The organism is Halomonas sp. SpR1 (genome assembly GCF_031010175.1).
Classification (GTDB): Bacteria; Pseudomonadota; Gammaproteobacteria; order Pseudomonadales; family Halomonadaceae; genus Vreelandella.
Map to the genome: position 1 here is coordinate 19,233 of NZ_JAUAMB010000046.1, position 14,571 is coordinate 33,803.

Annotated in this window: 15 protein-coding genes; 7 read left to right on the forward strand and 8 right to left on the reverse strand. The window is 55.3% G+C overall.

Annotated features, from left to right (window positions below):
• Window positions 1-203: 203 nt before the first annotated feature.
• On the forward strand, window positions 204-1,082 hold the full coding sequence (gene ilvY, locus QT231_RS21760) for an HTH-type transcriptional activator IlvY (RefSeq protein ID WP_215092205.1): 879 nt from the start codon (window positions 204-206) through the stop codon (window positions 1,080-1,082).
• A gap of 13 nt (window positions 1,083-1,095) precedes the next feature.
• On the opposite strand, the gene QT231_RS21765 is transcribed toward ilvY, so the two are convergent.
• From QT231_RS21765 to uraH, 3 genes are read right to left on the reverse strand one after another with little or no spacing between them, the layout of a single operon-like run.
• Window positions 1,096-1,848 (reverse strand): GntR family transcriptional regulator, encoded by a 753-nt coding sequence (locus QT231_RS21765; RefSeq protein ID WP_308338888.1) that lies wholly within the window; start codon window positions 1,846-1,848, stop codon window positions 1,096-1,098.
• An 18-nt stretch (window positions 1,849-1,866) separates the two neighbouring features.
• The gene (locus QT231_RS21770; protein ID WP_308338889.1) at window positions 1,867-3,069 is read right to left on the reverse strand and encodes a urate hydroxylase PuuD; all 1,203 of its coding nucleotides are present in this window, start codon (window positions 3,067-3,069) and stop codon (window positions 1,867-1,869) included.
• Between the two features lie 11 nt (window positions 3,070-3,080).
• On the reverse strand, window positions 3,081-3,434 hold the full coding sequence (uraH, locus tag QT231_RS21775; RefSeq protein ID WP_215092211.1) for a hydroxyisourate hydrolase: 354 nt from the start codon (window positions 3,432-3,434) through the stop codon (window positions 3,081-3,083).
• Window positions 3,435-3,559: 125 nt separating this feature from the next.
• On the opposite strand from uraH, the gene uraD reads away from it, so the two are divergent.
• On the forward strand, window positions 3,560-4,099 hold the full coding sequence (gene uraD, locus QT231_RS21780) for a 2-oxo-4-hydroxy-4-carboxy-5-ureidoimidazoline decarboxylase (protein ID WP_308338890.1): 540 nt from the start codon (window positions 3,560-3,562) through the stop codon (window positions 4,097-4,099).
• Window positions 4,100-4,206: 107 nt separating this feature from the next.
• Here uraD and QT231_RS21785 read toward each other — a convergent pair whose 3' ends face one another.
• From QT231_RS21785 to QT231_RS21795, 3 genes are all read right to left on the reverse strand, one after another.
• Window positions 4,207-4,563, reverse strand: coding sequence for a phasin family protein (locus QT231_RS21785; RefSeq protein ID WP_308338891.1), 357 nt, complete (start codon window positions 4,561-4,563; stop codon window positions 4,207-4,209).
• A gap of 181 nt (window positions 4,564-4,744) precedes the next feature.
• Window positions 4,745-5,434 carry a glutathione binding-like protein gene (locus QT231_RS21790; RefSeq protein WP_308338892.1) on the reverse strand — a complete coding sequence of 230 codons (690 nt, stop codon included), beginning with the start codon at window positions 5,432-5,434 and terminating at the stop codon, window positions 4,745-4,747.
• A gap of 134 nt (window positions 5,435-5,568) precedes the next feature.
• Window positions 5,569-6,261, reverse strand: a complete 693-nt coding sequence (locus tag QT231_RS21795; protein ID WP_308338893.1) for a glutathione S-transferase family protein — start codon at window positions 6,259-6,261, stop codon at window positions 5,569-5,571.
• 378 nt (window positions 6,262-6,639) lie between these two features.
• Between QT231_RS21795 and QT231_RS21800 the strand changes: the two genes are divergently transcribed.
• Window positions 6,640-8,331 carry an L-lactate permease gene (locus QT231_RS21800; RefSeq protein ID WP_308338894.1) on the forward strand — a complete coding sequence of 564 codons (1,692 nt, stop codon included), beginning with the start codon at window positions 6,640-6,642 and terminating at the stop codon, window positions 8,329-8,331.
• Window positions 8,332-8,409: 78 nt separating this feature from the next.
• Here QT231_RS21800 and QT231_RS21805 read toward each other — a convergent pair whose 3' ends face one another.
• Both QT231_RS21805 and glcC read right to left on the reverse strand, forming a co-directional pair.
• The gene (locus QT231_RS21805) at window positions 8,410-8,934 is read right to left on the reverse strand and encodes a gamma carbonic anhydrase family protein (protein ID WP_308338895.1); all 525 of its coding nucleotides are present in this window, start codon (window positions 8,932-8,934) and stop codon (window positions 8,410-8,412) included.
• Window positions 8,935-8,981: 47 nt separating this feature from the next.
• Complete coding sequence (gene glcC / locus QT231_RS21810; RefSeq protein ID WP_308338896.1) at window positions 8,982-9,761, reverse strand: transcriptional regulator GlcC; 780 nt, start codon at window positions 9,759-9,761, stop codon at window positions 8,982-8,984.
• Between the two features lie 253 nt (window positions 9,762-10,014).
• Here glcC and glcD point away from each other — a divergent pair, with 253 nt between their 5' ends.
• The 4 genes from glcD to QT231_RS21830 all read left to right on the forward strand — a co-directional run bounded on the left by glcD (window position 10,015) and on the right by QT231_RS21830 (window position 14,423).
• Window positions 10,015-11,514: a glycolate oxidase subunit GlcD gene (gene glcD / locus QT231_RS21815; protein WP_308338897.1), complete on the forward strand. Its 1,500-nt coding sequence runs from the start codon at window positions 10,015-10,017 to the stop codon at window positions 11,512-11,514.
• Window positions 11,515-11,598: 84 nt separating this feature from the next.
• Complete coding sequence (glcE, locus tag QT231_RS21820; RefSeq protein ID WP_308338898.1) at window positions 11,599-12,693, forward strand: glycolate oxidase subunit GlcE; 1,095 nt, start codon at window positions 11,599-11,601, stop codon at window positions 12,691-12,693.
• Window positions 12,694-12,707: 14 nt separating this feature from the next.
• A complete protein-coding gene (gene glcF / locus QT231_RS21825) occupies window positions 12,708-13,940 on the forward strand; it encodes a glycolate oxidase subunit GlcF (protein WP_308338899.1) in 1,233 nt (410 codons plus the stop codon).
• 78 nt (window positions 13,941-14,018) lie between these two features.
• Window positions 14,019-14,423 (forward strand): heme-binding protein, encoded by a 405-nt coding sequence (locus tag QT231_RS21830; protein ID WP_308338900.1) that lies wholly within the window; start codon window positions 14,019-14,021, stop codon window positions 14,421-14,423.
• Window positions 14,424-14,571: the final 148 nt, after the last annotated feature.

Here is a 14,571-nt window from a genome sequence, read left to right on the forward strand (position 1 = left end):
GCATCCTAATATGTTATGAGCACAACATCGATGTAAGGCACATCGATGCTAAAACCGGTACTTAAAAGAGTGACATAGCCGCTAGATGCGAAACCTAGCGTTATGTGAGTAAGGTCAATCTAACCAAAAACGACTATTTCTTAAATTGATATATTTGCAACAGCATGTCCCTTTTTTTGCAAAACTCAATTAGTATGGCATTTATGAATTTTAAAACGTTAAAACAGTTCCTCGCCCTGGCAGAAACACTGCATTTCGGGCGTGCTAGCGATGAGTGCTATATCAGCATCTCTGCTTTGTCGCGCAACATCCGTCATTTAGAAGACGAGCTGGGCGTGTCGCTGTTTAATCGCGACAACCGTACCGTGGTACTGACCCAAGCAGGGCAAAAATTTCTCAAGTACGCCCGCGATGCCAGTAGCCAATGGCATTTGATTCGTCATGAATTAACCGACAATCCTGACCAATTGAGCGGTGAAATCAGCTTGTATGGCTCCGTGACTGCCAGCTACAGCTTTTTGCACGAGCTGCTGCGCCGCTTTCGTATTGCTTATCCGGTGATTGAAATCAAGCTGCGCACGGGTGATCCAGAACACGCTATTGCCCATGTTCTGGACGGTAAAGAGGAGCTTAGCATTGCGGCTCAGCCGGCCAACTTACCCCGGGGCCTGGCATTTAAGTCGATCGCTACGTCGCCGTTGCTGTTTATTGCGCCGATTGAGCAGCAAGTGCCGAACGTGCCTACCCACACGCCCACCACACCGGAAGAGTGGGCGAACATTCCCATGATTCTATCGGAAAGCGGTGTCTCTAGAGCCCGCGTGGATGAATGGTTTCGCCAGCAGGACATCTCCCCGCGCATCTATGCGCAGGTCACGGGTAATGAGGCGATTGTGAGCATGGTGAGCCTGGGGTTTGGGATTGGCGTGGTGCCAAAAATCGTCCTCGACAACAGCCCCTTGGTGGATCGCATTCGCGTGCTCGACGTGACACCGGGGCTTGAACCCTACGATATTGGTTTGTTTACCTTAAAGAAGAACCTAAAAAACCCACTGGTCGAGGCGTTTTGGAGCTTAATGTAAGCGACAACCGCCCTTACCCACCAAATATCTGCTGCAGATCCGGAACGTTCTCTTCTTCTTCGACCATGGAGAGCGAGGCTTCGATGGCTTTTAGGTGGCGGCTCATAAAAGCTTTGGCACGTTCGCCATTGCCTGCTTCCAGGTAGCCGATTAGATCGTCGTGGTCGTGGGATTCGCAGCCCAGGTGGCCGCGATGGCCGTAGACGGCAAGAATCAGCGATGAGCGCGAGCAAAGCCGTTCGACAAACTCTGCCAGGGTGGCGTTGCCTGAGAGCTGGGCTAGACGCACATGAAAATCTGCCGACAGCCGAATGGCGACGCTCTGTTGACCGCTGCGCAGCGCTTGACGTTCACGCTTGGCCATTTCGCGCAGCTCCGCGGCTTCTTTTTCGCCCATGCGCCGCGCCACATCGGGCATTAACCCGCACTCGATTAACTGGCGGGCATCGAACACGTCTTTAGCTTCGTCGGCGGTGGGTCGAGTGACGCTGGCACCACGGCGTGGCGTTAGGGTGACTAGCTGCTCTAGCGCCAAGCGCTGCAAGATTTTACGGATGCCGGTGCGACTAATGCCGAACACCTCTGCCAGCGCATCTTCGCGCAGCCGTGCGCCGGGTTTCAGGCGCTGCTCAACAATCGCATCGCTCACGGCGCGATAGATCGCCTCGTGGCGCTCGTCGCCCTCTTTGCTGTCTTTACCTTCTTTGCTTTCTTTGCCCACTTTGGCAGAAGCGCGCCGATTTTCCGGCGCCTGCGCATCACTCATAGCTAGCCTCTCTGATCACTACTCCCAAGCGGCAATGATATCGCGCTCTTCATCGCTCATGTTGGTCATATTGCCTAACGGCATATAGCGGCTGGCCACGACCTGCTGAATTTGCGTCTTCTGGCCCAGAATCTCATCCCAGTTTTCAAACGCAAACCCTGCAGGCGGCGCAGAGAAACCGGCATGTTCCGGGTTGCGAGCGTGGCATTGAACACAGTGCTGCTCAATCAAAGCAGTGATTTGCGCCTGGTCGGGCGGCCCATCCACGCCTTCATTACCACTAGGCGACAACGCACTCGGCGCAGCGACCCAAAACGCCAACAGAATAAGCCCTACCCCAACGGCGGGATAGGCGGGCTGGGTTTTGCCTGCATGCATCAGGACAAAGAACTGCCGTATCAAAGCACCGGCAAAGATAAACAGCACCATGACGACCCAGGCGAGCTCATGGGAGTAGATAAACGAGTAGTGATTACTCACCATTAGCAAAACGACCGGCAGCGTGAAGTAGGTGTTATGCACCGAGCGCTGCTTACCGCGTTTGCCATCCAGCGGGTTGGGCGCATCACCGGCTTTCATGGCTTTTACCATGCGGCGCTGGCCAGGAATAATCCAGAAGAAGACGTTAGCCGACATCGCAGTCGCCATGACGGCCCCAGTGAGCAGGAAGGCGGCGCGGCCGGTGAACATTTGTGTACTTAGGTAGGCTACCACGATCATCATTACGGCAACTGCGATGCTGAGCAGGCCGTCGCGATCCATATTGGGGCTAATGCGCTTACACAGCTCGTTGTAAACCACCCAGCCGCCCAGCAAAAAGGCCAGCGCCAGCAGGTTGGCCTGCCAGCCCGTCATATTGGCGGCCCACTGCCAGGGACTATTGGGATTTACCAGATAGAAGCCTGGATTGACCATATAGAGAATAACGAACAGCGCAAAGCCGGAAAGCCAGGTGGTATAGGCTTTCCAGAAAGACCAGTGCAGATCATTAGGTAGTTTGGCAGGCGCCGTGGCGTACTTTTGATTGTGGTAAAAACCACCGCCATGCACCGACCACATTTCGCCAAATACGCCCTTCTCGCGGTCTTCTGCAGCCTTCGGCGAGCGCAGGCTATTATCCAGCATGACAAAATAGATCGACTCGCCGATCCAGGCGATAGCCGCAATCACATGCAGCCAGCGCAGCAGCAAGTTAACAAAATCAATAATATAAGCCTGCATACCTAGCCCTCTTAGCTACCGCGATAGGTGGAATAGCCGTAAGGAGAGAGGAGCAACGGCACATGATAATGCTGGCTGGCATCAGCGACGCCAAAGCGCAGCGGGATAACGTCTAAAAAGCGTGGTTCAGCCGCTTCAACGCCCTGGGCACGCAGATAGTCACCAGCATGGAACACCAGTTCGTACTCGCCTGCTGTAAACGCATCACCGTCTAAAATGGGCGCATCGCAACGTCCGTCGCTGTTGGTGGTTACTGTGGTTAGATGCTGGCGTTCGCTGCCTGAAAGGCGAAACACCTCAATGGTAATACCATGGCCGGGCTGGCCTTTGGCGGTATCCAGTACGTGGGTGGTTAAACGTCCCATAGCCACTCCTCAAGTTGCCACATTGATTGACCGATTGGTCAAAGAGTACCTTTGATGCTATTTATTGTATACACCAAATCCAGCATAGTAGGCTTTAACTAGCCTTACTCTTTGGAGAAGTTTCAGTGCCCACATCTAATCCGTTACTGCTTTCACCCGCGCCTAGTAAGTGCAGCCTGGAAATGCTTATCCATCACTATGGGGATGTGTATGAACATTCGCCCTGGGTGGCCGAAGCCGCCTGGCAGCAGGGCCTTACTGAGGCCCATGATACTCCGGACGCGCTGGCCGAGCTTATGGGGCTTATGCTGCAGCAGGCGAGCAGCGAACAGCAAATCAAGGTGATTCAGGCGCATCCTGACCTGGCGGGTAAAGCGGCTATGGCGGGTGAACTCACTCAAGATTCAACCAGCGAACAGGCAGGCGCCGGGCTCGACCAGTGCAGCCCCGAGGAGTTTGCGCGCTTTGAGATGCTTAATACGGCGTACAAGGAGAAATTTGGCTTTCCCTTTGTAATTGCCGTTAAAGGGCTGGATCGGCATGCCATATTAGCCGCTTTCGAGGAGCGCCTGAACAACGACGCGGCCACCGAACGGCAAACGGCCATTGAGCAAATTATTCGCATTGCGCGCTTTCGTTTAATTGACCGGGCGACAAAATCCTAGCTTTAAAACAACACACTATAAAACAATAATTTTGTATACGAAAACGCCGCGTCCTTGAGGGCGCGGCGCTGTTAAGCAGTATTACTTTTCGATGACGGCCTGCTCAATTACTGCTTGGCAGTCTCTGCCGCTTTCTTAGTGGTTTCTTCTACTTGCTTCTGGCTATCTTCAGCAAAGCTTTTGCTGATGGAGGTGACTTTTTCCGTGTCACCTTTCACTCGCTCCATGAAATCACTCGCGGTTTTTTGCTGGCTTTCCATGGCCTTCTTGAAGCTGTCTTGATCCTTGACGTCAAGCCAGGTGCGCGCCTGCGCAATTGCCATATCCGAGTAGGCGCGAGCAGCATCCATCTGAGCGCTGAACAGTTGGTCATAATAATCAAGCGCGGTTAGCGTGTAAGAACGCATCGGTGAAACAAAAACGGACTCAAACTGTTGCTTGGTCTTATCAGTTGCTTTATTCATCGTAATACCTCCAAGAGTGAGCTAGCACATAAACGCGCCTTGATTAGGCGGTTCTTAGCCAGGCTTTTGCCTCTGCTGTCCTTAAAGCTAGCAGTGCTTTTTGTGCAGCGCAACATGATTTTTCATCATCCTGCGCAGCCTCACTCCCAGTCCGTTAAAAGGCTGATAACCCTTTGCTCTACTAGCGGTTACCGAACAAGTGCTTACGCGCCTGCTCATCCATTTCTACGCCCGCCGGAGGGTTAATCTCTTCGACCAATGCATAAGCTCGACGCACCGCAGGGCGTGCTTTGATCATATCGAACCAGCGCTCCAAGTCTGGAAACTCCTCTAACGATTGACGCTGTTTTTCCCAAGGCACAATCCAGGGATAGATCGCCATATCAGCAATCGAGTAGTCATCGCCGCCTACGTAGGTGTGATGAGCCAAGCGTTGATCCAACACGCTGTAAAGCCGATTGGTTTCGCGCACGTAGCGTTCAATGGCGTACTCAATCTTTTGCGGCGCATAGTGGCAAAAGTGGTGATTCTGGCCTGCCATCGGCCCTAGCCCGCCCATTTGCCAGTGCAGCCACTGCAATACGATATAGCGTTCGCGCCCTGCTGAAGGCAAAAAGAGCCCGCTCTTATCGGCGAGATACTCCAGGATCGCGCCCGACTCAAACATCGACAGCGGCTGGCCGCCATCCTGCGGGGCGTGGTCGACAATGGCGGGGATGCGGTTATTGGGGGCGATAGTGAGAAACTCAGGGTCAAACTGCTCGCCTCGGCCAATGTTTATCGGCTTCACTCGGTACGCCAGCTTGGCTTCTTCGAGCATAATGGAGATTTTATGGCCGTTAGGTGTTGTCCAGTAGTACAGGTCAATCATTGCCATCTCCTTTAGGAAAACGTTGATGCACTCGCGAGCCTATCAATGTTTTCTCATTACATCAGGCGGCACATCGTTGTGCCGCCACGATGTGCTATCACCAAGTAGTACTACTAAGCACTACTACGTAAGCACTATATATCGCGAACAGTCAGCGCACTGCTTGCAGCACCATTGTGGATGTTCAACATACGTTTAAACCACTCGTCTACCGGGTCGCCGGACTCGACGACTGCCTGAGTAGATACCACGTGCGCCCACATCATACTGCCAAACAGCAGGTAATCTGAGCCACTGGGAGAATCACCATCTAAAAATGTGCTTTCCCGCAGCAGGTCACGCACTGGCGCCAGCGCCTGTTTAAGCTGCTGCTTACCCTGTTCGGGTTGGTGGAACTCTTCCAGCGTGCAGCCAAACCGCGCCTCACGGGTTTCGCGGAAATAGGCGCGGTCGTCTGGGTGCACGGCCGCGAATAAATCCATGGCGATAATGCGGAATAGCGCAGGGTTCACGCTGCGTTCGACGAAGTATTTGAATAGTAATACCCGTTGATAGCTGACGCCTTCACCCAGCACAGGTGCCTCGGGATAAGCCTTATCCAGGTAGCGCAGGATCTCAAAGCTGTCGGTCACCACCTGATCTCCGTCGCACAGCACCGGCACTTTGTCGTAGTCGGCAAACTCAAGCGCTTTCTTATCGAGGAATCGCCATGCCACGGTGGTGAATTCCAGACCTTTATGGGCAAGCGCCATACGCACACGCCAGCAGTAAGGTGAGAAGCGTAGCCGTTCATCCCGGCCGCACAGATCATAAAGAGTCATTGCCACTGTCATAACCTCCGAGTGGTTGAGCATAGTGAGTAAAAAATACTTCTGCCGCTAACAATGAGCGTAAGCCAGCTACGACGCAACTAGCCAGCTCTGTACTTATCCTTCCAATGGCATCTGTACTGTCTATTAGTCTAATGGCGTCGCTGGCTAGCACTTCTGTCTACCAGAATAAAAATGTTTTAAAAACAATCCACTAGAAAAGCATAATGCGTATAAAGCGACATTCAGAGCAAGCGCCACACTGGTAAGACCAATTTTCCAATGTAGTCATATTGTTAGCCTAATCGTATCTTTCACCTACATCCGACTGGCGGCACAACTGCCAGGCGGTTATTGCGGAGCATACCAAATCAATAACAAGGGGCAGTTCCTTCCATGAACGAAACGATACTTGCACTTCTGGCTTTTTTGCCGCTGTTGCTGGCCGGTATTTTACTCATCGGGTTTAAAATACCGGCCAAGATAGCGATGCCGATTGTCTTCCTGACCGCCGCTATTATTGGCTTAACCGCTTGGGATATGTCGTTTAGTCGCGTAGCGGCGTCGACTATTCAGGGCTTGATCCAGACCGCTGGACTATTATGGATCATCTTTGGCGCCATCCTGCTGCTTAACACCCTTAAGCACTCCGGTGGTATTACCGCTATTCGCAACGGTTTTTCAGGCATTAGCCCTGACCGTCGCGTTCAGGCGTTGATTGTTGCCTGGTTGTTTGGCTGCTTTATCGAAGGAGCGTCAGGCTTCGGTACGCCAGCCGCGGTTGCCGCACCCTTGATGGTGGCGCTTGGCTTCCCTGCGCTTGCAGCGGTGGTTGTGGGTATGATGATTCAATCAACGCCTGTCTCGTTTGGCGCAGTGGGCACGCCCATTGTGGTCGGCGTGGGCAGTGGTCTGGATCGCGCAGGTATTAGCGCCGAGCTCGACTCGGTAGGCTCTAGCTGGGATGTCTTCTTCCAGCTAGTCACCAGCGAAGTGGCGATCACTCACGGTATCGTGGGTATTTTAATGCCGCTGATTCTGGTGACTGTGATGGTGCGCTTCTTTGGTGCCAACCGCTCCTGGAAAGAGGGGCTGTCGATCACCCCCTTTGCTATCTTTACCGGTGTCTGCTTCGTAGTACCTTATATGCTGGTAGGCGTGCTGCTGGGCCCTGAGTTCCCTTCAATGATCGGTGCCATGGTGGGCTTGGCGATTGTCGTACCGGCTGCAAAACGTGGCTTCCTGCTACCTAAAGATACCTGGGACTTTCCTGAGTCCTCTTCTTGGCCAGACGAGTGGATCGGTAACCTGCAAATCAAGCTTGAAGACGTGGTGGGCAGAGCCCCGATGTCGACCTTTAAAGGCTGGGTTCCTTACGTATTGCTCGCGCTGTTCCTGGTAGCTTCACGGACTATTGAGCCCCTGCGTGTCGCGCTGACCTCGATCAATCTCAGCTGGAATAACATCCTCGGCGAAGCGGGCGTAAGCGGGGGCGTTCAGCCGCTCTATCTGCCGGGCGGCATTATTATTGCCGTGGTCATCGTTACCTACTTCTTGCACCGCATGAACCCGCAAAAAATCAGTGCCGCGGTGTCTGAATCGACCAAAACGATCTTTGGCGCTGGCTTCGTGTTGATCTTTACCGTGCCGATGGTGCGCATCTTGATCAACTCCGGCGTTAACGGTGCGGATCTTGTCTCGATGCCGGTGATGATGGCCCAGGCCGTGGCCGATAGCGTCGGCGGCATTTATCCCTTCTTTGCCCCCGCGGTTGGGGCGATGGGCGCCTTCATTGCAGGCTCCAACACGGTATCTAACCTGATGTTGGCGGAGTTCCAGTTCAGCGTTGCTGAGACCCTGGGGCTTTCCACGGCCATGATGGTAGCGCTGCAGGCAGTCGGCGCAGCGGCAGGTAATATGATCGCCATCCATAACGTGGTTGCCGCATCCGCCACGGTTGGATTGCTGGGCCGTGAAGGTGCAACGATCCGTAAGACGATTCTACCCACCCTCTACTACCTCATCTTTACCGGTATCATCGCGCTGGTTGCGTTCTACGTGATTGGCGTTACGGATCCATTGATGTGATGTGAAGATGTGGTCGTAAACGCTATGCTAGAAACACAACCCCCAGGCCTAGGCCTGGGGGTTTTCTGTTTACCCCCCCTAGCCAATGCGTTTTAGCTCTTGGCTGTGGCGCTTGCCGCGCTCCACGTAGCCCTGGGCATTCTTCTTCATACCCGCCACCGCATCCTCTGAAAGCTCCCTGACGACCCTGGCAGGTGAGCCTACAATTAACGAGTTGGGCGGAAACACCGCACCCTCTTTAATAAAAGCACCAGCACCGACCAGGCTATTCTCCCCAATCACCGCGCCATTGAGCACGACGGCCTGTATACCGATTAAGCAACCATCGCCAACGGTACAGCCATGCAGCATGGCCTGATGCCCTACCGTCACGCCTTTGCCAACTTTGAGCGGAAAACCGGGGTCAGCGTGAAGCACGGCGCCATCCTGAATATTGCTCTCTTCGCCCACTTCAAGATGATCTGTATCACCGCGCAGCACGGCCTGATACCAGACGCTTGAGCGCGCTTTTAACGTTACCTGGCCGATAACATCCGCCGTTTCCGCAACATATACGTCTTCCTGAATATCAGGCCGATGCTCGCCGTATTGGTAAATGGCCACATTAATCTCCTGGGTTGGTGTTGGTACTTACAGTATTAATGATTGAACTATCGCCACTCTTCAAGTCGCATGGAGGAACGCTCTAGCCGCTCGTGCTCCTCCTCCAAATCCCGCAGCAGCTGGGTAATACTGGTGAGGTGCTCCAGCGCCACCTGTTCGGCCTGCTCCGTCTCGCCGTTGACGACTGCCTCATGCAACTTCTCATGCTGCTGGTTGATCATCGCCCTGGGTGCTGGCAAGTGATAAAGATGTTTGACCGAGGCAAATACCGAGCTCAGCAGTAAATCGGTAAGGCTCTGCAGCGTATGCACCAACACCGGGTTGTGGGATGCCTGGGAAACCGCCAGATGAAAGGCGTGATCCAGTCTTGCCAAACGCTCCACATCAATAGTCACTGCGCTTTCCGCGTAGTCGGCCATTTCGCGATAGCGCCGAGTAATCAGCACCCGGTCGGCGGAGGTGCCACGGCTCGCAGCTAACCGGGCCGACTCCCCTTCCAGCAGGGCGCGTACCTCTAACAGATCAAACAGCGTACGCGGATGGTCTTTAAATAGATGCATTAATGGGCTCTGGGTACCCACCGGCAAAAGCGTGGCAACCGTCGAGCCGTGCCCCTGGCGGGTATCGATAATTCCCTTGCTGCGCAAAATTCTCAGCCCCTCGCGCAGCGAAGCGCGGGAGACGCCCAGCCGATCGCATAGCCGCCGCTCAGAAGGAAGTAGCTGGCCAGGGCGAAAAACACCATCAAGGATCAGCCGCTCAAGCCGGGTGGCCACGTGTTCAGGCATTCGCTGTCCGGGTGTCAGCGCTTGATTCTCAACAGGCATGACGGTCACTCTCGCTATACTGTTTTACCAGCTTGCCACTACTCGCAAGAGAAGACATCTCTGTTTCGCTGGTATATGCCAGGGTCGACTAATTACTGGTCTGACCAATGCACCACGACCTGGACAGAAGAACAAAAAAGGCCCAAATTGGGCCATGTTTTAAACAACGCGTTTTGAAGTATGTTGCGTGCAAAATAGGCACATAGACCGTGTCAGCATTTACCTTTAATGATAATAAGCATGGGATGTCGTAATGAATATCCTCTTTGATGAGCGCCTGGACGGCAAGCTGGTTCAGCGCGATAAAAGCGAGGTTTTAACCGATCTGCAGCAAGCCGTTCCCGACATGACGCTGCTGCATCGCGAAGAAGACCTGCGCCCCTTCGAGTGCGATGGGCTGGCGGCCTACCGCGTATTGCCGATGCTGGTAGCGCTGCCGGAAACCTTTACCCAGGTTCAAGCGCTGCTCAAGCGCTGCCATGCGCTTAGCGTGCCAGTGGTCACCCGCGGCGCGGGCACCGGGCTTTCCGGCGGTGCGCTGCCGCTGGAACAGGGCGTGCTGCTGGTCATGTCGCGCTTCAATAAAATCCTCAAAGTCGACCCCGATGCCCGTCTCGCGCGGGTGCAACCCGGTGTACGCAATCTGGCGATTTCCGAAGCCGCCGCCCCTTATGGGCTTTACTACGCACCGGATCCTTCGTCACAAATTGCCTGCTCCATCGGCGGTAACGTGGCCGAGAACGCTGGCGGCGTGCACTGCTTAAAATATGGCCTAACGGTGCATAACGTAATGCGCGTTGATGTGCTCACCATTGAGGGCGAGGCAATGACGCTGGGCGCTGAATCTTTTGATGCACCTGGCTTTGACCTGCTGGCCTTGATGAATGGCTCGGAGGGGATGCTCGGCGTGGTCACCGAAATTACCGTCAAGCTGCTGCCCAAGCCGGAAACCGCCAAGGTACTGATGGCAAGCTTCGACGACATTGAGAAAGCCGGTCGCGCAGTCGGCGATATCATTGCAGCAGGGATTATTCCCGGCGGCCTGGAGATGATGGATAAACTCGCCATCAAAGCCGCCGAAGATTTCATCAAGGCAGGCTACCCAGTGGAAGCCGAAGCGATCCTGCTCTGCGAGTTGGATGGCGTTGAAGCCGACGTGGACGACGACTGCGCTACCGTGCGCCGGGTACTGGAAGCCGCCGGGGCCACCAATATTCAGCAGGCCCGCGACGAAGCCGAGCGCGCCAAGTTCTGGGCCGGGCGTAAAAATGCTTTCCCCGCAGTGGGCCGAATGTCACCGGACTACTACTGCATGGATGGCACTATCCCTCGCCGCGAACTCCCCCGCGTTCTTAAAGGCATTGCCGCGCTTTCCGAGGAGAGCGGCTTGGCGGTGGCGAATGTGTTCCACGCCGGCGATGGCAATATGCACCCGCTGATCCTGTTTGATGCCAATAAAGAGGGTCAGTTGGCGCTTGCCGAAGAGGTGGGCGGCAAGATTCTGGAGCTCTGCGTGGCCGCGGGCGGCTCGATCACCGGTGAGCATGGCGTTGGGCGCGAAAAGATCAACCAGATGTGCAGCCAGTTCCAGGCGGATGAAATCAGCGTTTTTCATGCTTTAAAAGCCGCCTTTGATCCACTGCGACTGCTCAATCCCGGTAAAAATATACCAACCCTGGCGCGCTGCGCCGAGTTTGGCGCGATGCATGTGCATAACAACGAGCTACCGCACCCAGAGCTGCCGCGCTTCTAGTTCCGAGCCAAGTTAAGTAAAAAGCCGGCCAAGATAATAATTAGCCAAAACGAATAATGGAAAAGACCAATAGTGGGAAAGACCATGACCGAACGAGCGATTGCCGACCGCGATATCGCTGACGCCCTATGTGAACAGGTGCGCAGCGCCTATGATACGCGTACGCCACTACGCATTGTAGGCGGCGATACCCGCGCCTTTTATGGCCGACCGGTGGAGGGCCAGGCGCTGCAAATGGCCGAGCATAGCGGCATTGTGAGCTACGATCCGGTGGAACTGGTGGTGACCGTACGCGCGGGCACGCGGCTCAGCGAACTGCAGGAAGTACTGGCGGAGAAACACCAAATGCTGGGCTTTGAGCCGCCCATGTTTGGTGAAGCGTCTACCATTGGCGGCGCCGTCGCCACCGGACTCTCCGGCCCACGCCGCCCCTGGGCAGGGGCCGCCCGTGACTTTGTGCTGGGCACGCGCATCATCACCCAAGAGGGCAAGCTGCTGCGCTTTGGCGGCGAAGTGATGAAAAATGTCGCCGGTTACGATCTGTCGCGCCTGATGGCAGGCGCCCAGGGCACACTCGGCGTATTGACCGATATCTCCTTTAAAGTGCTGCCTATTCCCACCGCTACCCATAGCCTGCGCTTATCCCTCGGGCTCGATGAAGCGCTTAACAAGCTCGCCGAACTGGGCCGTAAACCGCTACCGATTACCGCCGCTGCCTGGCATCACGGCGAACTGTTTTTGCGCCTGGAGGGCGGCAAAAGCTCTGTCACCGCGACCCAGGCAAGCCTTGGTGGTGAGCCGCTTGATGCCAGCTTCTGGCGCGAGCTGCGCGACCATAACCACGCGTTCTTCGCCTGTAACGAGAGCCAGGCGCTTTGGCGGTTGTCGCTACCGCCCAACACTGCATCGCTGGCGCTGGATATTCCTGAAACAGACATCTTCTACGACTGGGCAGGCAGCCAGCGCTGGGTTAAAACCACGCTAGATGCCGACACTCTCCGCGCCGCCTGCGCTGCCGTGGGTGGTCATGCCACCTGTTATACACCCCACGCCCAAGGCGGCGCCGCCGAGCCGTTCACACCGCTCAATGCAGTAGTGGAAAAATATCATCGCAACCTGAAGGCCGAACTGGATGCCCACGGAATCTTTAACCCCGGTCGTCTTTATGCGGCGTTTTAATCAGGAGAGCTGACATGCAGACGCAATTTACCGATGCCGACCTTCAGAAACCGCATATTCAAGAAGCGGAGCGTATTCTGCGCACCTGCGTTCACTGCGGTTTTTGTAACGCCACCTGCCCAACTTATCAGCTATTAGGCGATGAGCGCGATGGCCCCCGTGGGCGTATCTATTTAATGAAAGAGCTGCTGGAGAGCCGCGACGATGACGATCAGGTCACCGACGAAACGCGCCTGCATCTAGATCGCTGCCTGACTTGCCTTAACTGCGAAACCACCTGCCCTTCGGGCGTGGAGTACCACAAGCTGCTGAACATTGGCCGCGCCGAAATTGAGCGCCGCGTCCCCCGCCCGGCGGCCGAACGGGCCCAGCGCTATGCACTGCGCAAGATGCTGGTCGACCCCAAGCGCTTTCAGGCGCTGCTTAAGCTGGGGCAAACCTTTAAGCCACTAGTGCCCGGCAAGCTGCGCAGTAAAATGCCTGCAGACCCAATCGATGCAGGCGCACGCCCTGATGCCAACCGGCACACCCGAAAAGTGTTAATGCTGGAAGGCTGTGTACAGCCAGGGCTGTCACCCAATACCAATGCCGCCACCGCGCGGATTCTTGACCGCCTCGGCATTAGCGTCACGCCGGTGACTGAAGCGGGCTGCTGCGGCGCCGTTGATTTTCACCTCAACGCCCAGGAAGATGGGCGTGCGCGCATGCGCGCCAACATTGATGCCTGGTGGCCATATATTGAACAAGGCACCGAAGCCATTGTTCAAACCGCCAGCGGCTGCGGCGCTTTCGTCAAAGAGTATGGCGACATGCTCAAAGATGATCCTGACTACGCCATTAAGGCGCGCAAGGTAAGCACCCTGGCCAAGGATATTGTCGAGATTTTGCGCGATGAGCCGCTGGACACATTGAATGTCACAGCGTCACAACGGCTGGCATTTCACTGCCCCTGTACACTGCAGCACGCCCAGAAACTTAACGGCGCGGTTGAAGGTGTACTGAGCAAACTTGGCTTTGCGCTAACCCCGGTACAGGATGCGCATCTCTGCTGTGGCTCGGCGGGTACCTACTCGATCACGCAGCCTGAACTGGCCACCCAACTGCGCGACAATAAGCTCAATGCATTGGAGGCCGGTGACCCCGAAGTGATCGTAACGGCGAATATCGGCTGCCAGACCCACTTGGCAGGCGCCAATCGCACGCCGGTACGCCACTGGGTAGAGATCGTCGATGCAGCGCTCACTTAGTATTTAAACTTAACGCCAGTCCACGCTGACTTTTAACAGCGCGGCCATTTCACTCCCTCCCTTAACAAGGATTTAAACATGCAAACAAAAGCCATTCTCGCCCAAGCCGATGTAACAAATGTTCTGGATGCCGCGCAGAAAGAGGCCGACAGCAATAACTGGCCGGTAACCATCGCGGTGACCGACGACGGCGGCCATCTGTTGGCGCTGCGCCGTTTGGATGGCGCTGCGCCTTTCAGTGCCGAAGTCGCTACGCATAAAGCGCGCAGTGCAGCGCTAGGCCGTAAAGAGACCCAGGTATTTGAAGAAATGATTAATGGCGGCCGTACTGCATTTGTCACTGCACCGCTGCAAGGACTGCTTTCCGGCGGTGTACCCATTACAGTTGACGGCCATGTAGTAGGTGCCGTGGGCATTTCCGGCGTAAAACCCGATCAGGATGTGCAGGTTGCCAAAGCAGGTGTTGCCGCTATTACCGGCTAAAAGCGGCAAATTAAGGCGCAGACAATCGAGTAGGAAGGGGAGTCGCCTCCCCTGTCCTCTCACACCACCGGGCATACGGTTCCGTACCACGGCGGTTCATGAAGAACGCTTGAGCCATCTTACCGCGTCCAGTATCGAGATCAGTCCC